20 protein-coding genes are annotated in these 21915 nt (G+C 41.2%); 17 read left to right on the top strand and 3 right to left on the bottom strand.

Annotated features, from left to right (window positions below):
- Position 1 precedes the first annotated feature (1 nt).
- Positions 2 to 289, bottom strand: coding sequence for a co-chaperone GroES (locus VOI46_RS15185; RefSeq protein WP_004587676.1), 288 nt, complete (start codon positions 287 to 289; stop codon positions 2 to 4).
- Between the two features lie 109 nt (positions 290 to 398).
- Positions 399 to 875: an FxsA family protein gene (locus tag VOI46_RS15180; protein ID WP_004587675.1), complete on the bottom strand. Its 477-nt coding sequence runs from the start codon at positions 873 to 875 to the stop codon at positions 399 to 401.
- A 188-nt stretch (positions 876 to 1063) separates the two neighbouring features.
- On the opposite strand from VOI46_RS15180, the gene cutA reads away from it, so the two are divergent.
- From cutA to VOI46_RS15105, 15 genes are all read left to right on the top strand, one after another.
- Entirely contained in the window at positions 1064 to 1384 is a 321-nt protein-coding gene (gene cutA / locus VOI46_RS15175) for a divalent-cation tolerance protein CutA (RefSeq protein WP_004587674.1), read from the top strand.
- Positions 1384 to 3198, top strand: a complete 1815-nt coding sequence (locus VOI46_RS15170) for a protein-disulfide reductase DsbD (protein WP_004587673.1) — start codon at positions 1384 to 1386, stop codon at positions 3196 to 3198. Before cutA ends, VOI46_RS15170 begins: the two co-directional genes overlap by 1 nt.
- Before the next feature lie 228 nt (positions 3199 to 3426).
- A complete protein-coding gene (gene aroQ / locus VOI46_RS15165; protein ID WP_004587672.1) occupies positions 3427 to 3879 on the top strand; it encodes a type II 3-dehydroquinate dehydratase in 453 nt (150 codons plus the stop codon).
- 32 nt (positions 3880 to 3911) lie between these two features.
- Positions 3912 to 4373, top strand: a complete 462-nt coding sequence (accB, locus tag VOI46_RS15160; RefSeq protein ID WP_004587671.1) for an acetyl-CoA carboxylase biotin carboxyl carrier protein — start codon at positions 3912 to 3914, stop codon at positions 4371 to 4373.
- Positions 4374 to 4398: 25 nt separating this feature from the next.
- Positions 4399 to 5739 carry an acetyl-CoA carboxylase biotin carboxylase subunit gene (accC, locus tag VOI46_RS15155; protein WP_004587670.1) on the top strand — a complete coding sequence of 447 codons (1341 nt, stop codon included), beginning with the start codon at positions 4399 to 4401 and terminating at the stop codon, positions 5737 to 5739.
- A 125-nt stretch (positions 5740 to 5864) separates the two neighbouring features.
- Entirely contained in the window at positions 5865 to 6341 is a 477-nt protein-coding gene (tsaE, locus tag VOI46_RS15150; protein ID WP_004587669.1) for a tRNA (adenosine(37)-N6)-threonylcarbamoyltransferase complex ATPase subunit type 1 TsaE, read from the top strand.
- A 170-nt stretch (positions 6342 to 6511) separates the two neighbouring features.
- Entirely contained in the window at positions 6512 to 7855 is a 1344-nt protein-coding gene (locus VOI46_RS15145; RefSeq protein WP_004587668.1) for an N-acetylmuramoyl-L-alanine amidase, read from the top strand.
- Between the two features lie 34 nt (positions 7856 to 7889).
- A complete protein-coding gene (gene mutL / locus VOI46_RS15140) occupies positions 7890 to 9752 on the top strand; it encodes a DNA mismatch repair endonuclease MutL (RefSeq protein WP_004587667.1) in 1863 nt (620 codons plus the stop codon).
- A 10-nt stretch (positions 9753 to 9762) separates the two neighbouring features.
- Positions 9763 to 10680, top strand: a complete 918-nt coding sequence (gene miaA / locus VOI46_RS15135; protein ID WP_004587666.1) for a tRNA (adenosine(37)-N6)-dimethylallyltransferase MiaA — start codon at positions 9763 to 9765, stop codon at positions 10678 to 10680.
- 77 nt (positions 10681 to 10757) lie between these two features.
- The gene (gene hfq / locus VOI46_RS15130) at positions 10758 to 11021 is read left to right on the top strand and encodes an RNA chaperone Hfq (RefSeq protein ID WP_004587665.1); all 264 of its coding nucleotides are present in this window, start codon (positions 10758 to 10760) and stop codon (positions 11019 to 11021) included.
- A gap of 15 nt (positions 11022 to 11036) precedes the next feature.
- Positions 11037 to 12326, top strand: a complete 1290-nt coding sequence (hflX, locus tag VOI46_RS15125; RefSeq protein WP_004587664.1) for a ribosome rescue GTPase HflX — start codon at positions 11037 to 11039, stop codon at positions 12324 to 12326.
- A 100-nt stretch (positions 12327 to 12426) separates the two neighbouring features.
- Complete coding sequence (hflK, locus tag VOI46_RS15120; protein ID WP_004587663.1) at positions 12427 to 13599, top strand: FtsH protease activity modulator HflK; 1173 nt, start codon at positions 12427 to 12429, stop codon at positions 13597 to 13599.
- Positions 13600 to 13604: 5 nt separating this feature from the next.
- Positions 13605 to 14483: a protease modulator HflC gene (gene hflC / locus VOI46_RS15115; RefSeq protein ID WP_004587662.1), complete on the top strand. Its 879-nt coding sequence runs from the start codon at positions 13605 to 13607 to the stop codon at positions 14481 to 14483.
- Positions 14484 to 14699: 216 nt separating this feature from the next.
- Entirely contained in the window at positions 14700 to 16013 is a 1314-nt protein-coding gene (locus VOI46_RS15110; RefSeq protein WP_004587661.1) for an adenylosuccinate synthase, read from the top strand.
- 110 nt (positions 16014 to 16123) lie between these two features.
- Positions 16124 to 16762 (top strand): tetratricopeptide repeat protein, encoded by a 639-nt coding sequence (locus tag VOI46_RS15105; protein ID WP_029772606.1) that lies wholly within the window; start codon positions 16124 to 16126, stop codon positions 16760 to 16762.
- A gap of 81 nt (positions 16763 to 16843) precedes the next feature.
- Here VOI46_RS15105 and VOI46_RS15100 read toward each other — a convergent pair whose 3' ends face one another.
- Positions 16844 to 18694: a sodium:proton antiporter gene (locus tag VOI46_RS15100; RefSeq protein WP_004587659.1), complete on the bottom strand. Its 1851-nt coding sequence runs from the start codon at positions 18692 to 18694 to the stop codon at positions 16844 to 16846.
- Between the two features lie 851 nt (positions 18695 to 19545).
- Here VOI46_RS15100 and proB point away from each other — a divergent pair.
- A complete protein-coding gene (proB, locus tag VOI46_RS15095; protein WP_004587658.1) occupies positions 19546 to 20652 on the top strand; it encodes a glutamate 5-kinase in 1107 nt (368 codons plus the stop codon).
- Positions 20649 to 21896, top strand: coding sequence for a glutamate-5-semialdehyde dehydrogenase (locus VOI46_RS15090; RefSeq protein WP_004587657.1), 1248 nt, complete (start codon positions 20649 to 20651; stop codon positions 21894 to 21896). Before proB ends, VOI46_RS15090 begins: the two co-directional genes overlap by 4 nt.
- The last annotated feature ends 19 nt before the right edge of the window (positions 21897 to 21915 follow it).

Below are 21915 nucleotides of genomic sequence, written 5' to 3'. Positions count from 1 at the left end.
GTTAGCCTACAATGCCTAAAATGTTGTCTTCACGCATGATCAGGTACTCTTGACCTTCGATCTTTTCAGTTTTTTCAACATATGAGCCAAATAACACAGTGTCACCGGCTTTTACTTCTAAAGCTCTAACGTCACCGTTATCTAGAACGCGACCATTGCCAACAGCAATAACTTCTCCGCGAGTTGATTTTTCAGCTGCAGAGCCAGTTAATACAATACCGCCAGCAGACTTGGTTTCTTCTTCTAGACGCTTAACGATTACGCGATCTTGTAAAGGACGAATGTTCATTTTTTTAGTTCTCCTAACAGTTTCTGAACAGTACAGAAAAAAGCTTTTCTAATTTGCATTCATTAATGGGGGTAGAGTGTAAAATTCCAAGAGAAAAATCGATAAATTTTTAATCTTTTCTCTCATACTCGCCATCAATGGTAGTTGGTTTATTTACATGCTGTTGTTCTTGCTGCGAGTGTGGGTGTTGTGTAAAGGCCGAAGAGCCTTGCTGTGCACCTGTGCTCATGCGTACCGTTGCTTGACTTGCAAGGCCTGCAGCAAGTTTATTGCGTATTGAGGGGGTTAATAATAGTAGGCCGAATACATCGGTCATAATGCCTGGGGTTAGCAATAAAACACCCGCAATGATCACGCAAATACCGGTAAATAATTCTTTAGCTGGCATTTGTCCTTGGGCCATTTGGCTTTGTGCATTTTGTAATGCACCCATACCTTGTTGTTTAACCATTCTAGCGCCCAAAATAGCCGTAACAATCACTAGGGCTATAGTCGCAAACCCACCAATTACATCGCTAACCTGTATTAGTAGCGCAATTTCGATGATAGGAATGATAATAAACAACACAAATAAAAATCTAAACATAGGGCTCTCTAAATAATGGCACTCAAAAGAGTGGATGAAATATAAGTGAGGGTGAAAGGGTCTATTTTCAAGGTTGAGCTTAAAGTGATTAATAATTGCTTAATATCTACAATTATTCATCGCCTACACATTACACTAGCTATCAGATACTATTGCATTAGTTCCCTATAAATTAGTAAAGGTTAATTATGACTACGCAATTTAAAATGATATTTACCACGTGCAAAGATGAGGCTGAAGCACGCACTTTAGCAAAAGCACTTGTAGCGCAAAAATTAGCGGCGTGTGTAAATATTTTACCAAATATGACCTCAGTTTATATGTGGGAAGGCGATGTTGCCCAAGAGATAGAAGCAAAGCTACTGATTAAAACAAAATCAGAAAAAATGAATGATGTTTTTGAAACTATCAAAAGTTTACACAGTTACGAAGTACCCGAAATTCAAGTGGTTGATGTGGCCACTGGTAATTTGGCTTATTTTCATTGGATGGATGAGGTATTAAATTAATGCGGTTTTTCTTTTTATTATTGGTTAGCTTGCTGGCGCTTCCTGCAAAGGCAAACACCAATAATGTGCTAGGTGATTTACTTGCCCCGCCACAGCAAACCTTTTTACCCGTAGACCAAGCGTTTGTATTTGATTTTGATCAGCAAGGTAGCACTTTATTTGTGGGGTGGGATATAGCCCCTGATTATTACCTTTATAAAAAGAAAATAGAAATTATCGCTAAAGGCGCCAACATAAAGGTAGGCGATGCCGGTACTGGCGAAATAATTGAAGACGAGTTTTTTGGCAAAACCGAAGTTTTTTTCAATAGTGTGAGTGTTATAAGTAAGCTCAGTAATGTTACAGAGGGGGCTGTTGTTAAGGTGCGCTATCAGGGCTGTGCCAAAGCTGGGCTGTGTTATCCGCCTGAGGTTATTAGTATTCCTTTAAGCGTTATTGCCTCAGAGCAAGCGCAAGGTAATAACTCATCTGCTGATGCCGCTGATACATTAAACGCATTAACTCCTTCTGTAGACTCAACGCGTAGCCAAAGCAATACAACCACTCAAGATTTAAGTTTTACAGAGCGATTAGCAAGTCAAAGTTTAGTAACCAATTTACTCATATTTTTTGCTGTTGGGGTGGGGCTTGCGTTTACACCCTGTGTGTTCCCTATGTTTCCTATTTTATCGAGTTTAATTGCAGGGCAGCAAAACCTGTCTACTAAAAAAGCGTTTGCGTTGTCGTTTGTATATATACAAGGTATGGCGCTTACTTATGCTGCATTAGGGTTGGTAGTGGCGGCCTTAGGCGGGCAAGTGCAGGGGTATTTACAACACCCTTATGTACTTATTAGTTTTAGTTTACTGTTTGTATTGCTCGCAATGTCGATGTTTGGCTGGTACGAAATTAAGTTACCCAGCGCCATGATGAGCAAGCTAACGCAAGTCAGTAATAACCAAAAAGGCGGCAATTACCTAGGTGTGTTTTTAATGGGGGTATTGTCGGGCTTAATTGCATCACCTTGTACCACAGCTCCGTTGTCTGCTGCGCTATTATTTGTAGCGCAAAGTGGTGACTACCTTGTCGGTGGTTTAACCCTGTATGTATTAAGTTTAGGAATGGGCCTACCGCTTTTATTACTCGGTACGTCTGGTGGCAAATTGCTTCCTAAAGCAGGCGGTTGGATGGAGCAAGTTAAAACGTTATTTGGTTTTATTATGCTTGTTGTGCCACTTATTTTATTGGAGCGAATAATAAGCGCCGACATTATTTTACTTATGGCGGGTATTTTAGCACTGGCAACGGCTATTTATTTACACTATTGGCAGAGTGCTCAGCCACAAAGCAAGCTTAAAACAGCGCTTTGGTTTAGTGCTACATTTTTAGTACTTACTGGTTTTACATTAGCTAAAAACGTTATTTGGCCGCAGCAACAGGTTGAGCAGGTTAGTCAGCAAAGTAATGAGTTTAAACAAGTGGCTAATTTAACCGAGCTAAAAAACGCTGTTGCTGAAGCTAATCAGCAAGGCAAACTGGTGATGGTTGATTTATACGCCGATTGGTGTGTGGCATGTAAAGAGTTTGAGCATTACACATTTCCAGATGCCAAAGTACAGAGCGAGTTTAGTCACTATCAGTTAATTCAAATCGATTTAACACAAAGTGATGACACCACCATTGAGCTGATGGAAGAGTTCACTGTGTTTGGTTTACCCAGTATTTTGTTTTTTAACACACAAGGGCAAGAGCTAAGTTCAGAGCGCGTTACAGGATTTTTAAACGCCGATGATTTTGCCACCCACCTAGCTGCAGTGCGCGCCAGCGCACAATAATAGTGCAATTTAGCCGCTTGGGCTTACCAAGTGGCTTGCCTTCAATTACGTCATATTTATTACACCTCCAGAGATTAGACCAGTATTTTGCTGCTATTTACATCGAACTGACTATAATAGTTGGCTAACGTGAGAATTTGTTGCAATTTTTGTTTTTTATACTTACTTTAGTGTACAAAATTAGCTCGCAACGGCTTAACTCATTACTTAGAGGATATATCGCGTATTATGGCTGCAAAATTTAAACTTTTAGTTATAAATGGTCCAAATTTAAACATGCTAGGAAAGCGTGAGCCAGAAAAGTACGGTTTGCACACTCTTGGTGAAATTATGAGCGAACTAACGACTGCCGCAAAGGGTCTAGATGTTCAGCTTACGCATTTTCAAAGTAATAGTGAGCAAGCCCTTATTGAAAGAATACACGATGCTTGGCAGGCAGTTGATTACATAATTATTAATCCTGCTGCATTTACGCATACTAGCGTCGCTTTACGTGATGCATTGTTAAGCGTTGATATTCCTTTTTTTGAGGTGCACTTAAGTAATGTGCATGCACGTGAAGCATTTCGTCATCATTCGTATTTTTCTGATGTGGCGCAAGGTGTGGTATGTGGATTAGGTGCAATGGGTTACCACGCAGCATTGAACGCTGCCGTGAGCCGGTTGCAAAACTCGAATTAATTTAAACTAACAAACTTATAGGCGGGTCGTTCATGGATATTCGCAAGATCAAAAAGCTAATCGAATTAGTAGAAGAATCAGGTATTGCTGAGCTAGAAATCACTGAAGGTGAAGAATCAGTACGTATTAACCGTAACAACATGAGCGCAGGTCCTGCTTACGCTCAGTACGCACCACAGCAATTTGCTGCTCCAGCACCTGCGGCACCAGCACAAGCTGCGCCAGCCGTTGAAGCTGATGCTACACCAGCAGCGCCTGCAGGCCATCAAGTTAAATCACCTATGGTTGGTTCATTTTACTCAGCAGCTTCTCCAGAAGCGCCAGCATACGTAGAAGTAGGTTCTCAAGTAAAAGTAGGTGATACTTTATGTATCGTTGAAGCAATGAAAATGATGAACCAAATTGAGTCAGATAAAGCGGGTACAGTTACAGCTATTTTAGTTGAAAATGGCGAACCAGTAGAATTTGATCAACCTCTATTCATCATTGAATAATTTAGTAACCTAAAGGCCAACTCTTATGTTAGATAAAGTAGTCATTGCAAACCGAGGTGAAATAGCACTTCGCGTATTGCGCGCCTGCAAAGAGCTTGGGATCAAAACGGTTGCTGTGCATTCAACGGCGGATCGCGATCTTAAGCACGTATTACTTGCAGATGAAACCATTTGTATCGGTAGACCTCCAGCCACTGAAAGTTACTTAGATATTCCGCGCATTATTGCGGCTGCTGAAGTAACAGACGCTGTAGCGATTCACCCAGGATATGGTTTTCTTTCAGAAAATGCAGATTTTGCTGACCAAGTTGAGCAAAGTGGCTTTGTATTTATTGGTCCAAAAGGCGACACTATTCGTCTTATGGGCGATAAAGTATCGGCAATCAATGCAATGCGTAAAGCCGGTGTACCATGTGTACCTGGTTCTGACGGTCCGGTATCGGATGACAAAGAACGCAACATGCAAATTGCAAAGCGCATTGGTTACCCGGTAATTATTAAAGCCGCTGGTGGCGGTGGTGGCCGTGGTATGCGTGTAGTACGAAGCGAATCTGAATTAATTGATTCAATCGCACTTACTCAACAAGAAGCGAAACAGTTTTTTGGTAATAGCATGGTTTACATGGAAAAATTCCTTGAAAACCCTCGCCATATTGAAATTCAGGTACTTGCTGATGGGCAAGGTAATGCTGTTCATTTAGGTGAGCGTGACTGTTCTATGCAACGTCGTCACCAAAAAGTAGTTGAAGAAGCGCCTGCTCCAGGTATAACGGCAGAAGTGCGTAAATTTATTGGTGAGCGCTGTACACGTGCATGTATCGAAATTGGTTACCGTGGTGCGGGTACGTTTGAGTTTTTATACGAAAACGGCGAATTTTACTTCATCGAAATGAACACCCGTATTCAAGTTGAGCACCCAGTGACTGAAATGGTAAGCGGTGTTGATTTAATTAAAGAGCAGCTAAAAATTGCTGCTGGGCAACCGCTATCTTTCACGCAAGATGACGTGGTTATCCGCGGCCATGCAATTGAATGTCGTATTAACGCAGAAGACCCAGAAACGTTTATCCCGTCGCCGGGTAAAATTACACGTTTCCACCCTGCAGGTGGTTTAGGTATTCGTTGGGATAGCCATATTTATGCTGACTATACAGTACCCCCACATTACGATTCGATGATTGGTAAGCTTATTACTTACGGTGAAAACCGTGATGTGGCTATTGCCCGTGCTCGTAATGCGTTGAACGAATTAGTTATTGATGGCATCAAAACAAACACGCCATTACATAAAAAAATTCTTGCAGACGAAAACTTCCAAAGTGGTGGTACAAATATCCACTACCTTGAGAAAAAACTAGGGCTATAAAGCCCCAGTTAATTAAAACCGGCTTAGGCCGGTTTTTTTATGCCTAAAACGCCAATTTATCGCCTTCAAGAAATATTCTGGTATGATTAGCAAAGATGCGCTTTTAGTAAATTTTTGAGGTAACAATGACGCGTAGTTTTGAAGCTCACCTAAATGATGAAATAGCCACAGTAGCAATGGGTAACAAAGTGGCTGCTATTATAGAGCAAGGTGCAGTAATTTATTTACACGGTGATTTAGGTGCAGGTAAAACAACATTTACGCGTGGTGTAGTGCAAGGCTTTGGCCACACTGGTAAGGTAAAAAGCCCAACCTACACGCTGGTAGAGCCATACGAACTGACACGTGCTAATGTATATCATTTTGACCTATACCGGTTGGGCGATCCTGAAGAGCTTGAGTACATGGGTATAAGAGATTACTTTTCTGAGCAGGCTATTTGTATTGTTGAGTGGCCAGAAAAAGGGGGGGAATTTATACCAGTTCCCGATTTAGACATTACCTTAAGTTACGTTGGCGATGAGCGCAAAATTGTTATTAATAGTGCCAGCGAGCGCGGAATAGCAATTGTCGAAAAACTAACTAACCTAAACCCGAGTTAATATACTTACTAACACATTGAAATATAAAAGCATCAAAGTTACCTTTTTAGTTGGCGTACAAAATAGCAGTTTAAGGTAGATTTACTATCCAACGTTTAGGTTAATAAGCTAATAGCGGGTCAAGGCGCCCGCTCTCATAATAATAAATAGTTAAGGCAATGGTAGTTATAATGAATCGAGGTGTAGTTAAACTTTTTATTTGTTTCATAGTTTTCGCTGTGAGCTTACCATTGTGGGCAAAAAATACCATAAATAGTGTACGCGTATGGCCCTCGCCAGATAGCACGCGGGTGGTATTTGATTTAGATGATAAGCCCGATTTTAGCTATTTTATGCTTAAAAACCCGAGTCGCTTAGTGGTCGACCTTGAAAACACCAAAGGGTTAAAAGTATTACCGAGTATTCCTTCTAAGCACAAAATTGTAAGCAAGCTGCGCTATTCAAAACCTAAAAATAAACAAAGTGTACGTTTTGTATTTGAGCTAACCGCGCCTATTAAGCCGGTTATTTTTGCGCTGGCACCTACTGGCCCGTACAAAAACAGGTTAGTTGTGGATTTATATAATAAAAGTGAACCTGCAGTAAGCTCTACACCTGCCCAAAAAGCAGCTAAAAAGCGCCAATTAAGCCAAGAGCGAGACATTGTTATTGCAATTGATGCGGGCCATGGCGGAGAAGACCCAGGTTCTATTGGCCCCTCTGGTACGTATGAAAAAACCATTACTCTACAAATAGCTAAACGTTTAGAGCGTATGATTGACGGCGAACGTGGCATGATTTCGCGCATGGTAAGAAGTGGCGACTACTTTGTTAAGCTTAATACCCGTACCAACCGAGCACGCCAGAAAAAAGCCGACTTTTTAGTGTCAATTCATGCTGATGCATTTACCAGCCCTGGGCCAAATGGTGCTTCGGTGTGGGTGTTATCGCTTGGTCGCGCTAATTCTGAGATTGGTAAATGGATAGAAGATAAAGAAAAACACTCAGAGCTTTTAGGTGGTGCAGCCGATGTAATTAAAGATGCTGCTAACGAAAAATACCTCGCGCAAGCGCTACTTGATATGTCGATGGACCACTCAATGAAAACAGGGCTTAGTGTGGCCGAAGAAGTAGTAAAAGAGCTAAAAAAGGTCGCTAAATTACATAAAAAAGATCCACAACATGCAAGTCTTGCCGTATTAAAGTCGCCAGATATCCCTTCCATTTTGGTTGAGACAGGTTTTATTTCAAATCCCCGTGAAGAGCGCATGTTAAAAAGCGCTAATCATCAGGAACGCTTAGCTAAAGCGATGTTTACGTCTATAAAAAATTATTACTTAAAAAACCCACCTGATGATTCGTTATTTGCAAAGCTTAAATCGCAGTACCCAACTAAACATAAAGTTCGCCCGGGTGAATCGCTAAGCCTATTAGCGAGTCGGTATGGCGTATCGGTAGCCAAATTAAAGCAAGTTAATCAACTACGTTCAAACACCTTGTTTATAGGTCAAGAGCTGGACATACCGCAGAGTTGATGTTTATTAAACCTGTACACGTATTAGGGGCCTCATGAGTATTGAAATATTACCTGCACGATTAGCTAACCAAATAGCGGCAGGTGAAGTGGTTGAACGCCCGGCTTCAGTGGTTAAAGAATTAGTAGAAAACAGCTTAGACGCGGGCGCAACGCGTGTGCAAATAGACATAGAGCGGGGCGGCCACAAGCTTATTCGTATTCGTGATAATGGCTCAGGTATTGGCAAAAATGAGCTCACTTTAGCGCTTTCGCGCCATGCAACAAGTAAACTTAAATCACTCGATGATTTAGAAAACATTTGTTCTTTAGGGTTTAGAGGGGAAGCGCTTGCATCTATTAGTTCGGTATCGCGTTTAACGCTTAGCTCAAAGCCCAAAGCACAAGATGCCGCGTGGCAAGCGTTTGCACAGGGCCGCGATATGGACGTGCAAGTAAAGCCGGTAGCCCACCCAGATGGCACAACGATAGAAGTTAAAGATTTATTTTTTAACACCCCAGCAAGGCGCAAGTTTTTACGCACCGAAAAAACCGAATTTAGCCACATTGATGAGCTTATAAAGCGTATTGCACTGAGTCGTTTTGATGTGTCGATTACACTGACGCATAACCAAAAGGTAGTTAGGCAGTACCGTGCTAAAACCGATCCAAATCAAGCGATTACTCGGGTTGCGCAAGTTGCAGGTAAAGCCTTTGCTGAGCAAGGGTTGCATATTCAATCTGGTGAAAGTGGTTTACAGCTACATGGTTGGGTATTGCCAGTGGGATCAGCTAATACCACGCAATATACATATGTAAATAATCGCATGATGCGCGATAAGCTAATTTTACATGCTATTCGTCAGGCGTTTGAAGAGGTAAGTGGAGCGCAAGAACTCCCAGGTTTTGTTATTTATATTGATATTGACCCAAGGCAAGTGGATGTAAATGTTCATCCTGCAAAGCACGAGGTGCGTTTTCATCAAGGCCGGTTAGTGCACGACTTTATATTACAGGCGATTAAGCAAGTAGTTGTGCCTCTACAAGGCGAATTTGCAACTAATCAAGCGCCCACAGACGATTACCAATCCTCAGCGTTTATTGAGCAGCCAAGTCATGCGGCTAATAACCAGCCAGTTCAGCAGGGGTATGATTACCCTAAGTCACAGTTGCAACCAATAGATTCACAAAACGGTGGTTTTACTAGTCGTGCCCCCTCTAATCGCGCAGGGTCAGGGGGGGGCGCTGCGGGGTATGCTTCACTGTCTCAAAAACATGGTGCAAATCATCACGATGTAAATGCATTTTATCAAGGGGTGAGTGAGCAACAAGCCGCTCATTTTGAGCATAGTGTATCAACGCAGCCCGTTACTGATGAAAGCGCTGCACACACATTAAAAAGTGTGCAGGTATTACATGTAAATAAAGGCGTGTGTGTATTTACTCAGCAGCATCATTTATTTTGCTCACACTATAAGCATGCACTTGTTGATTACTGGCATGCACAAATAAAAGAGCTGGGTAATTTAGAGGGTAAAGCCTTGCTACTACCCGTAAGGGTTAACCTTGAAAAAGCTGACTGCGAACTAATAGCTCAGCAGCAATCGTGGTTTACTTTATTAGGCTTTGAGCTAGTTATTGAAAAACAGTTTGTGATGGTTAAAAAGCTACCCACGTGTTTATATCTACTTGAAGTATCAGCCGCGGTTGAAAGCTTGCTTGGCGCATGTAAAACACAGCTCAACGAGTTAAAAGCGTGGCTCACATGGCAGCTTAGTTGTGTACCAGAACGCTTTTATGAAAGTAATGCATTTATTGAATTACAAATTAGCTTACAAAATAATCCGCAAACAATTGAACGTTTAAAGGAAAAAGCAGTTAAAATAGACCTAGAACACTATTTAACGCAATTAAATTAAGGTACCCGTGTTGAGCAATTTACCGGTCATATTTTTAATGGGCCCAACCGCAGCTGGTAAAACGGCGTTGGCAATTTCACTGTGTGAGCACTTAAATACAGAAATAATCAGCGTTGATTCAGCGTTAGTGTATAAAGGTATGGACATAGGTACGGCAAAGCCCGATGCAGAAGAGCTTGCTCGTGCTCCGCATCATTTAATTGATTTACTCGATCCGAGCGAAACCTATTCGGTCGCCGATTTTAGACGTGATGCGATAAAAAAAATTGATGAATTCCATCAACAAGGTAAAGTACCAATATTAGTGGGTGGCACCATGATGTACTTTAAATCTTTAATTGATGGATTATCGCCACTGCCAGGAGCCTGCCCAGTAGTTAGAGCAGAGCTTGAATCCCAAGCAAAACAATTTGGCTGGCCACATTTACATCAAGAGCTGGCTAAAGTAGATCCGCAAGCGGCCGACAAAATAAGTGAAAATGATTCACAAAGAATAAATCGAGCTTTGGAAGTTTACCGTATTAGTGGTAAAACAATGACTGAATTGCAAAAGCAAAAGCAGCCAACGTTACCTTATACTTTTCATCAATTTGCGATTGCGCCTGATGATCGCAGTGAATTACATCAGCGAATTGAAAAAAGGTTTAAAATAATGATAGAACAGGGGTTTGAAAAAGAAGTTTCGACCCTATATCTACGTAAGGATTTACACCCCAATATGCCTTCTATTCGTTGTGTAGGTTATAGACAAATGTGGGATTATCTTGCGGGTGAAGTAGACCATGATGAGATGGTTTTTCGCGGCATTGCTGCAACGCGTCAACTGGCAAAACGTCAGCTAACGTGGTTACGGAGTTGGCCTGATGTTACTTGGTTAACAACAGACGATGAAGAAAACTTGCATCGCGTAGTAAGTTCGCTAAGCTAGTAGTAGTTGCGAATTATTTAATTAAATAAGTTCAGCTACTTAAATTATAATAACACCTAGAACGAAGGAACAATAACATGGCAAAAGGCCAATCGTTACAAGACCCATTTTTGAATGCACTACGTCGTGAGCGCATTCCAGTATCAATCTTTTTGGTAAATGGCATAAAATTACAAGGTAAAATTCAGTCATTTGACCAATTTGTTATTTTACTTGAAAACACTGTAAACCAAATGGTGTATAAACACGCAATTTCAACAGTTGTACCTGCTCGTGCAGTCAACTTCCAAGGTGTTCAAGGGAGCGATGACACTGAAGAGCAAGAACCAGGAAATATTTAATTAGGAGCGTAATGCTTGTTTGACCGCTATGAATCCGGCGAACAGGCAGTCTTAGTTCATATCGACTTACCTAAAGATGGCGATCGTGAAGATCTTCATGAATTAGAGTTGTTGGTATCTTCTGCTGGTGTTAGTAGTTTGGCGGTTGTGCAAGGCAGCCGCCAAGCACCACATCCGAAACTATTCGTCGGTACCGGTAAAGCAGAAGAAATAGCTGAGATTGTCAAAATCCACAATGCAGATGTTGTCATCTTTAATCATCAATTAAGTCCGTCTCAAGAACGTAATTTAGAGCGCGTTTGCCAATGTCGTGTACTTGATAGAACAACACTTATTCTTGATATTTTTGCCCAAAGAGCCCGTACCCACGAAGGTAAGCTACAAGTAGAGCTTGCTCAGCTTAGGCATATGTCTACTCGATTAATCCGAGGGTGGACTCACCTTGAGCGCCAAAAAGGGGGAATAGGTTTACGAGGCCCAGGCGAAACACAGCTTGAAACCGATAGACGTTTATTGCGCGCGCGCATTAAAAATATTCGTGCCCGATTAGCCAAAGTGGCTGTACAACGCGAGCAGGGTAGACGTGCGCGTACGCGTAACGAAATTCCTACCGTGTCGCTTGTAGGGTATACCAATGCAGGTAAATCAACCCTGTTTAACCGTATAACAGACTCAGATGTATACGCAGCGGATCAGCTTTTTGCCACGCTTGACCCAACACTACGTAAACTTGATATAGGTGATGTTGGTTCGGTTATTTTGGCCGATACAGTGGGATTTATTCGCCACTTACCACATGACTTAGTGGCAGCCTTTAAAGCAACATTAACAGAAACGCGTGAAGCCGACCTACAATTACATGTAATTGATGTGGCAGACCCGCGCAGACGCGAAAACATAGAGGAAGTACAGTCGGTTTTAAAAGAGATTGAAGCTGATGAAGTACCGCAATTATTAGTTTATAACAAAATTGATGCGCTTGATGATGTAAGCCCACGAATTGATCGGGATGACCAAGGGCAGCCTATAAGAGTATGGTTATCTGCACAAACCGGCGAAGGGTGTGAGCTACTTAGTGAAGCAATAAGTGACCTGCTTGCTAAGAAAATGCTTAGTGGTACGTTATTACTTGCCCCTCAATATGGCCGGTTAAGAGCGTCTTTATTTAGCTTAAGTGCAGTCCATGAAGAGCGCTTTGATGAACATGGTAACTGGTTGTTGGATGTACGTTTGCCTATAGTTGAATGGAACCGATTAATTAAAGAGTTTGGTCCTGAAATTGAGGGTTTTATCAATCGCGATTAAAAATTGGCATATAAATGTCGGTTTTTGTATGAGAAACGCGGTAGATTTGATAGATTTAACACAATTTCCTAATTTATTTAGATAACAATGGAGTATAGCTATGGCCTGGAATGAACCGGGTAATAATGGCAATGACAAAGATCCGTGGAACAATAAAGGCGGACGTGATCAAGGCCCACCTGATTTAGACGAGGTGTTCCGTAAGTTTAGCAACAAGTTAGGCGGCATATTTGGCGGTAAAAAATCCGGCAATAATAGTGGCGGTGGACTTGGCGGAGCCGGTATTTCATTTATCCTCATTATCGCCGCAATTGTGTGGGCGTTAAGTGGTATTTATACGGTTAAAGAAGCCGAACGTGGTGTGGTACTGCAATTTGGTAAGTATGACCGTATTGCAGAGCCAGGCTTACGCTGGAAAATGACCTTTATTGAAACGGTTATCCCGGTAGATATTGAAGCTGTGCGTTCATTATCTGCATCAGGGTTTATGCTAACGGAAGATGAAAACGTAGTAAGCGTTGAGTTTGAAGTGCAATACCGTGTTATTGACCCGTACCTTTACAAGTTTAGCGTAACTAATGCTGATAACAGCTTAGAAGAAGCGCTTGATAGCGCGTTACGTTACGTTGTTGGCCATGCAAAAATGGACCAAGTACTGACTAATGGCCGTGAAGTTGTTCGTCAAAATACGTGGGATGAGCTTAATAAAATCATCGAACCGTATAACTTAGGTTTAATTGTGACCGATGTGAACTTTAAAGATTCACGTCCACCAACTGAAGTAAAAGATGCATTTGATGACGCTATTGCCGCACAAGAAGATGAAGAGCGTTTCATCCGTGAAGCAGAAGCGTATGCACGTGAGATTGAACCGCGCGCGCGTGGTCAAGTAACACGTATGACGCAAGAAGCAGAAGGTTATCAAGAACGCATTACACTTGAAGCACAAGGTGAAGTGGCTCGTTTTGAAAAGCTATTACCTGAGTATCAAGCAGCTAAAGAAGTAACGCGCGAACGTTTATACATTGATGCTATGGAAGAGGTGCTTAGCAGCAGTTCTAAAGTCATTGTTGATGTTAAAGGCGGTAACAACATGATGTACTTACCACTTGATAAAATTATGGAAAAGCAAGGCACTGCAACACGTGTAGCTTTACCAAGCTCAAGTGATATTCAAGATTTACGCAATAAAGTAAATACATCACGAAATAGCACTGTGAATAGCGGTAATGACCGTTTTAACAGTGATCGCTTTAACAATAACGGGAGATAAGCGTAATGAAAAACTTTAGTTTAGTCATACTATTAGCTGCCATTGTTATGTCTTTCTCTGCGGTATTTGTAGTACCTGAAGGGCAAAAAGCGATTGTGTTGCTATTTAGCAAAGTTGAAAAAGACAGTGAAGACAAAGCCGTTGTATACAGCCCAGGCCTTCACTTAAAAGTACCATTTTTTAGCCAAGTACGTCGTATTGATGCACGTATTCAAACGCTAGATGGCACGCCAGACCGCTTTGTAACAAGCGAGAAAAAAGACTTAATTGTTGATTCGTTTGTTAAATGGCGCGTAAACGACTTTAGCGCATTTTACCTTCGTGCTCGTGGTGATAAGCAATACGCTGAAACACTACTAAAGCAAAAAGTTAATAATGGTCTGCGTACTAACTTTGGTACGCGTACTATTCGCGAGATTGTATCGGGTGAGCGTAGTGAGCTAATGGAAGAGGCGTTAGTACAAGCTTCTGAAAGTGCGCGCGAGTTAGGTATTGAAGTACTTGACGTACGTGTTAAGCAAATTAACTTACCACAAGAAGTGAGTAGTTCTATTTACCAACGTATGCGCGCTGAGCGTACTGCTGTTGCAAAAGAGCACCGCTCGGAAGGTCAAGAAAAAGCGGAAACTATTCGTGCTAATGTTGACCGCCGTGTAACGGTAATGCTTGCTGATGCAGAGCGTAATGCGCGCTCAGTACGTGGTCAAGGTGATGCAGAAGCTGCCGCTATTTATGCTAAAGCATACAACAAAGATCCAGAGTTCTTTGGTTTTGTTCGTTCTTTAGAGGCGTATAAAAAGACCTTTAAAGATAAACAAGATGTTATGGTACTTTCACCAGATAGTGACTTCTTTAAATATATGAAAGGCGCTGCAGCGCAATAAGCGATGCCTTAATCATTTAAAAAGTTATAAAGCCCCGCCTATGCGGGGCTTTTTGTTAAGCATAATTTAAAACTTTAAATTACTGTTATATATGTGGTTATTTAAAAAGTGTGATGGCCTAAAAAATACGCGCAGAAAAAATAAGCTGAACAGGGGTGATCTTTACTTCCGTTTTCTGGTAAAATCTCGTCCTAATTTTCTCGAAGTGAATTTACAATGGGTAAAAACGTTGTTGTATTAGGCACCCAATGGGGTGACGAAGGTAAGGGTAAGGTTGTTGATCTCCTTACAGACAAAGCATCTTTAGTAGTTCGATACCAAGGTGGCCACAATGCGGGTCATACTTTAGTTATTGACGGTGAAAAGACAGTTCTACACCTTATTCCATCGGGTGTATTACGTGACAATGTTAAATGTGTGATTGGTAATGGTGTGGTTTTATCACCAGAAGCGCTAATGAAAGAAATTGGCATGTTAGAAGAGCGTGGCGTACCTGTACGTGAGCGTCTTTTAATTAGTGAAGCATGTCCGTTAATTCTGCCTTTCCATGTTGCATTAGATGTAGCTCGCGAAACTGCTCGCGGCGACAAGCCAATTGGTACAACTGGCCGTGGTATCGGTCCTGCGTACGAAGATAAAGTAGCCCGTCGCGGTTTACGCGTAGGTGACTTATTCAATCCGGAATTATTCGCAGCTAAACTAAAAGAAGTACTTGAATACCATAACTTCACTTTAGTTAACTACTACAAAGTAGATGCTGTTGATTTCCAAAAAACGTTTGATGATGCAATGGCTGTTGCAGACATCTTAAAAGCAATGGTTGTTGATGTAACTGAGCTTTTAGATCAAACACGTTTAGCGGGCGAACACATTTTATTTGAAGGTGCGCAAGGTACATTACTTGATATCGATCACGGTACTTACCCTTATGTAACCTCTTCAAACACCACTGCTGGTGGCGTTGCGACTGGTGCTGGTTTTGGTCCATTAAACCTTGACTACGTGTTAGGTATTATTAAAGCGTACACAACACGTGTTGGTTCTGGCCCTTTCCCTACAGAGCTTTACGATGGCCTTGAAAAACAAGACCCAGTGGGTAAGCACTTAGGTGATAAAGGTCATGAGTTTGGCGCGACAACAGGTCGTTTACGCCGTACTGGTTGGTTAGATGCTGTGGCAATGCGCCGCGCAGTTCAAATCAACAGCATCTCTGGTTTTTGTTTAACTAAGTTAGATGTTTTAGATGGTTTAGAAACGCTTAAAATCTGTACTGGTTACCAGCTTGAAGATGGCACAGTGACTAATGTAACGCCATTAGCTGCTGAGGGTTACGAGAAAGTAACACCAGTATATGAAGAGATGCCAGGTTGGTCTGAAAACACAGTTGGTGTAACTAGCCTTGAAGGCTTACCAAAAGCTGCGATTGACTACATCAAGCGTATCGAAGAAATCACAGGTGTACCTGTTGATATTATTTCTACCGGCCCAGATCGTGTAGAAACAATGGTACTTCGCAACCCGTTTGCTTAATCATCATTAGTTTAAAAAAAGCTGCTTTTGCAGCTTTTTTTATGCCTAAAATTCACCTTGGAACGATCTTTGTATATTATTTGATAAGTTTTTTTTTATACGTGGTAAACATGCGCCTATCTACCTGTAACACTTTTCTAGCGTCTTTGCTCACTCCGTTACTTTTATCTATAAGTAGCAATGTGTTAGCTGAAGAAACGCCCGCTGCGGTGCCGCTTTATACCGAACCGGAGCTGATTGCACTAATAAATAAAAATACACATTTGCAGCGTGTAAAGGCAGACGATTGCCAATTAGTACAAGATATAGAGGCAAGGGCCAATAAAATGGCGCTGCCATCTTACCAATTTTTATATGGCGATATGCTGGCATATAACGTGTGTGTTGAACGCAATGTGGAATTAGGTGTGTACTACATGCGTAAAGCGGCTGAACAAGGCTTAGCGGCTGCGTTAGAGCAGCTTGGACGTTATTACGACACGGGTCGCTTAGTGCAGCAAGATAAAGCTATGGCCATTACCTATTTACGAGAGGCCTCAGCGCAAGGGAACTTAAAAGCACAGCTAAGGCTGGTTAAACTTTTTAATGCAGGCTACGGAAGCCCACGTGACTTTGAAGATGCGTACCGCTGGTTATTTAATGCTATGGTGGCAGATAAAGCAACCCATAAAAAAATTGAGCGTGCGCTTAGCTTACTCGCTAAAAAAATGCCAGATAGTGTTGTTGCCCGCGCCCGATTACCCATGTAAGTGCCAATAATGCATGCTATTTTTATAAAATAAAAAAGCCCTAATATTTAATTAGGGCTTTTATGCAATAACCAAAAGAGGTTAGCTCTCTTCTTTAGTTTTTGATTTTGCAGGGTCTTTTAATACCGACATTTTTGGCGGCTGAAGTGCACATACACGCTCTCCCTCCTGCGGTGGCTTTTCCATATTACTGGTAAATGGGCGAAGCTTAACTGGCGTATCGTCGTCGTTGTCTTTATCACCTTTTAAAATAAACAACGGGATCGCTTCAGGGTTCATCTCTTGGTATTTTTCCCAATCAAATTCTTCTGAAATACGCGTCGCACTTACTTTACCGCCTTTAGCAATAATACTGCTTAGGCGAGCGTAAGAGCCATCTTCACCAAACAAAATTTGTCTAGATAGGAATGTTGCGCTGTCTTTGTTTGCTTTAGCATGCGAGGTAGATGAGCGCAGTGAAAATACATTTTTTTCATTCAACAAGTGAGAAAAATATTGTACACCAAGCGCATTATGGTGGCGGTTTGGTGAAAGTGCTAATACCGTTCTTATTGTTGTGAGCGGCAAGTAACGCTCAGCATGCTCTGATTGTGGGTTACCATAATAACAGGCAAGGCCGTCCATACGAGCCATTTTACAGTTCTCCCATGCGGGGTCTGATAGATGAACAGGAATGCTTTGCTCTTGTAAGCCTTTACCTATAGCGCGAGATACATGGTTTGCACCAATAATCAGTATGGTATTTGGAGAAGGTTGGCGCACGCCCAATAGTTTAGCAACAGGAATAGCGGTTAAGCTTTGCAATACCACAGTGATGATAATAACGGTAAATATTAACGGCACCATTTTTTCTGCATCAGCTACGCCAGCTTCCATCATACTTAGCGCAAATACCGAGCCAACAGCAGCTGCAACAATACCTCTAGGGGCTATCCACGATAGCACCAAGCGCGATTTCATTGGCAAGTCAGTACCAAAAGTAGATATGGCAATACACAATGGACGCGCTATAAATAACACCACTGCAAGGAATATAAATACGTCGCTGTCTAACATCATCAAGTCAGAAAGCTGTAGCCGCGCAGCAAGTAAAATAAACAGCGATGATATTAAAATCATCGATAAGTCTTCTTTAAACTCAAGTACAGAATCGATTTCTAAATCATTTTGATTAGCAAGCCAAATACCAAATACGGTAACAGCCAATAATCCCGATTCGTGACTTAAGTGATTAGATACCGAAAAGCTAATAAGCACTAAGGCAAGTATGCCAAATTTATGTAATTCAAACGGTAGCCATTCACGGCGCATAAGCTGTGTGGTGATCCAGCCCGCAACAACACCTATAGAAAGCCCTACGCCGACTGTTTTAACAAGTGCAACAATAGTGTGGCTAAGCACTTCTCCTTGGCCTACCAGCATGACTGCTTCAAATACAAGCACAGCAAAAAGAGCGCCGATTGGGTCAATTACAATGCCTTCCCATCGTAATATACGGTCAATATCTTGTGTTGGGCGCATCGAATTAAGTAAAGGGGCGATTACCGTAGGCCCTGTTACTACTAGCACAGCGCCTAATACTGCAGCCACCCGCCAGTTAAGCTCAAGTAACCAATAGGCACTTAAGCTTATTACCACACAGGTGGTGATCATGCCGATAGAGCACAGGTTACGTACGACCTTACTTATGCCTTTTAATTCTCTAAAGTGCAAAGTAAGGGAGCCTTCAAATAAAATGACAGCCACACTCAGTGACACAACAGGAAATAATAAGTCACCCAGTAAAGCATCAGGGTCTAATACACCACTAAACGGCCCTAGCAATAAACCGGTAAGCAATAAGAACAAGATAGCGGGTACTTTAAACGCCCACGCTACCCATTGGGCAAGCACCGAACAAAGTGCGATACCGGCTATATAAATTGCTGACATAAATTAAGAATTCCTTATTTATCACAATGTGAAAAGTATAACTTTTGTTAAATATTAATACAGGGGTATACACGTGAAATGTTTAATTTGCTAATAAAATTTTAGCGCTTAATACAAAAATTGTAGGTTAAACTTATTGATTTATTTATAAAAATTGAATTAAAACTCAAAAATAAATATAACTATTTGATTTTAAATGATTAACCGCTTGAAGGTGAGGCGTAGTTCTACATTAGAGTGATTTTTAGCCTTGATCTTACCCCTTGAAATAGCGTATTATATTTAGAGTTCAAACAATTAGTCATCTAAATATAATTTTGCAAAATAACGGTATGTATTAATACTAGCGTCATATTTGCCCTGTAATAATAGATTTGTTCGCTATTTTTACCATTAATTAGTAGCTATTGTATTATCGAACATCTTGGTATGGTTTTTTCAAACAAGTTTATTTAAGCAATTAAGTAAATAAATGTTTGAGTTGAACTATTACTTTCAATGTTTAGCTCCCATCGTGGCGGCTAAATCTCGGTCCTTAAGTCATCACCCTATCTGTTGGTGTATCTGACTTTAGAGGCTCTATGTATGTTGTTAACAAAAAGGCCGCACACAGCTTTTTACAGCGATACATAAACAACACTTTTTATTTTTATATTTAATAGACCTCCATTTAATTTGGTTGGTGCTGTTTCATGTCTTTACAAATCTAAAAGCAATTTTAGGTCGTGTATTTGCGTGCGTTTAAAAAGTGTATAAACAAACAACCTATTCGAAATTGCGTGTTTTTTGCGCAATTACCTAGTTTTAGTTCACACTATGTGAATGCAGATAAAATGGAAAGTTGAGATTTTATGCAAAAGTTAAATTGGCGTCGTATTGTTTTAAAAGTAGGTAGTGCATTAATTGCTCCAGATCAAGATGGGTGCCGTTCACGCTACTTATTAACCATTGCGCAATTTATTGTTCGCTGTCGTGCTCGTGGTATTGAAGTTATTTTAGTATCTTCAGGCTCAGTAGCTGCAGGCTCACACTTATTCCCATCTGACATTCCACGTTCAGTTGTGATGAAAAAAGCGATGGCAGCAGCAGGTCAAACTGAAATGATGGCCATGTGGGATCGCTTTTTCGATTTTCCATCAGCGCAATTATTATTAACCCATGGTGATTTACGTGACCGTGAGCGCTATGAAAGTATTCGCGAAACTATTTTTACTTTGTTAGAGCATGGTGTACTGCCTATCATTAACGAAAATGATGCTGTAACAACGGATGACTTAAAAGTAGGTGACAACGATAACTTATCAGCCATGGTAGCGGCGGCCGCTGATGCAGATGCATTAATGATTTTTTCTGATGTGGATGGGCTGTATGATAAAAACCCAAATTTGCACGACGATGCAGTTTTACTGCCTGAAATAAAATCAATTGATGAGTCTATTTATGCTATGGCAGGATGTGCTACAAGCTCTGTAGGAACCGGTGGCATGAAAACCAAAATTGAAGCTGCCGAAAAAGCAACGTCTCACGGTATTGCTACTTATATTATTAATGGCTTTAAAGAAGAAACCTTTAATAGATTATTGGCAGGTGACAACCCTGGTAGTGTTTTCCTTCCTTATGAAAAACCAATGCAAGAAGCTGTGCACTGGATGACGCATACAGCTAATGAGCAAGGTGAAGTAGTTGTAGATGGCTCGTTTGATGAGTCTCTTGAAGGTGAAAACGGTTGCATACGTGGCGACGAAATAATGGAAGTTCATGGTGAGTTTGCCATTGGCGATACCATTTTAGTTAGAAGCGAGGATGGCACACGTTTAGCAAAAGCCACCGCAAATTATAGTAGTTGCTTGTTAAGCTTTATTGCAGATAACGAGCAAAGTGAATTTAGCGAAAAAATGCAGGATTCTATTGGTCCTGTTATTTCAGAAAAAGATATCGCATTATTGGAGAAGTCATGAGTTTGATTACGGATATTTCACGCCAGGCAGCAAAAGCTGCAAACACACTTGCTTTACTCGACACCGAGACCAAAAACCAAGTGTTAACCGAAATGGCGGCAGCATTACGCGCAGAAAAAGCATTTATAATTAAAGAAAACGAAAGTGATTTAAGCGCAGCACGCGATAATAACTTAGCCGCTTCGATGATCGACCGCCTAACGCTTAACGAAGAGCGCATTGAAGCAATGGCAGAGGGTATTGAAGTTATTGTAAGTTTAGATGATCCAGTCGGTCAGCTACGCGACATTACAGAGCGCCCAAATGGCATTAAAATACGTAAAATGCGTGTGCCATTAGGTGTTGTATGTATGATTTACGAAGCGCGTCCTAATGTAACTGCGGATGCAGGCGCATTGTGTTTTAAATCGGGTAATGGTGTTATTTTACGCGGCGGTAAAGAAGCCCTTAAAAGCTCGCAAGCCATTGCGAGTGTAATGCACGGTGTACTTGAAAAACATAACTTACCTAAAGCGCTGATCTCAGTTATTCCTGATCCAGACCGTGCATTGCTTATGGAACTAATGCAGCAACGCGAAAGTATTGATTTAATCATCCCTCGTGGTGGCGAAGGCTTAATTAACTTTGTTACAGAAAACAGTACTATTCCTGTTATTCAGCACTTTAAAGGGGTGTGTCATTTATATGTAGATAAAGATGCCGACTTAGAGGTTGCACTTAATTTACTATTAAATGGTAAAACACAGCGCACAGGCGTATGTAATGCGCTTGAAGGGCTAGTGGTTCACCAAGACGTTGCTGATGAATTTTTAAATTTATGTGCCGTTGTATTGCGCCAAGAAGGTGTGAAAATTAATGCAGATGAGCAAGCTGCAAAATACTTCGATAATGCTACAGTACTTGCTGATAATGAATTTGGTGAAGAATACTTAGATTTAGAAATTGCTATTCGTGTAGTACCAAGCTTTAGTGCTGCAGTGGAGCATATTGCTCAATTTGGTTCAAACCACACTGAGGTTATTTGTACTAAAAACGATACTGCGGCTGAGCTTTTCCAACGCAGTGTTGATGCATCGGTAGTAATGGTAAATGCATCATCACGTTTCTCAGATGGCTCGCAATTAGGGTTAGGTGCTGAAATTGGTATAGCTACAACTAAACTACATGCTTATGGTCCTATGGGGCTTGAGTCACTTACAACTGAAAAGTATTTAGTTAATGGCGAAGGCCAAGTACGTAAGTAATATACTCCACTTATAAAAA

It is taken from the genome of Pseudoalteromonas sp. CuT4-3 (assembly GCF_035666335.1).
GTDB classification, from domain to species: Bacteria; Pseudomonadota; Gammaproteobacteria; order Enterobacterales; family Alteromonadaceae; genus Pseudoalteromonas; species Pseudoalteromonas atlantica.
The sequence above is the reverse complement of the archived record's forward strand: the minus strand, read 5'-3'. Positions and strand labels throughout refer to the sequence as shown.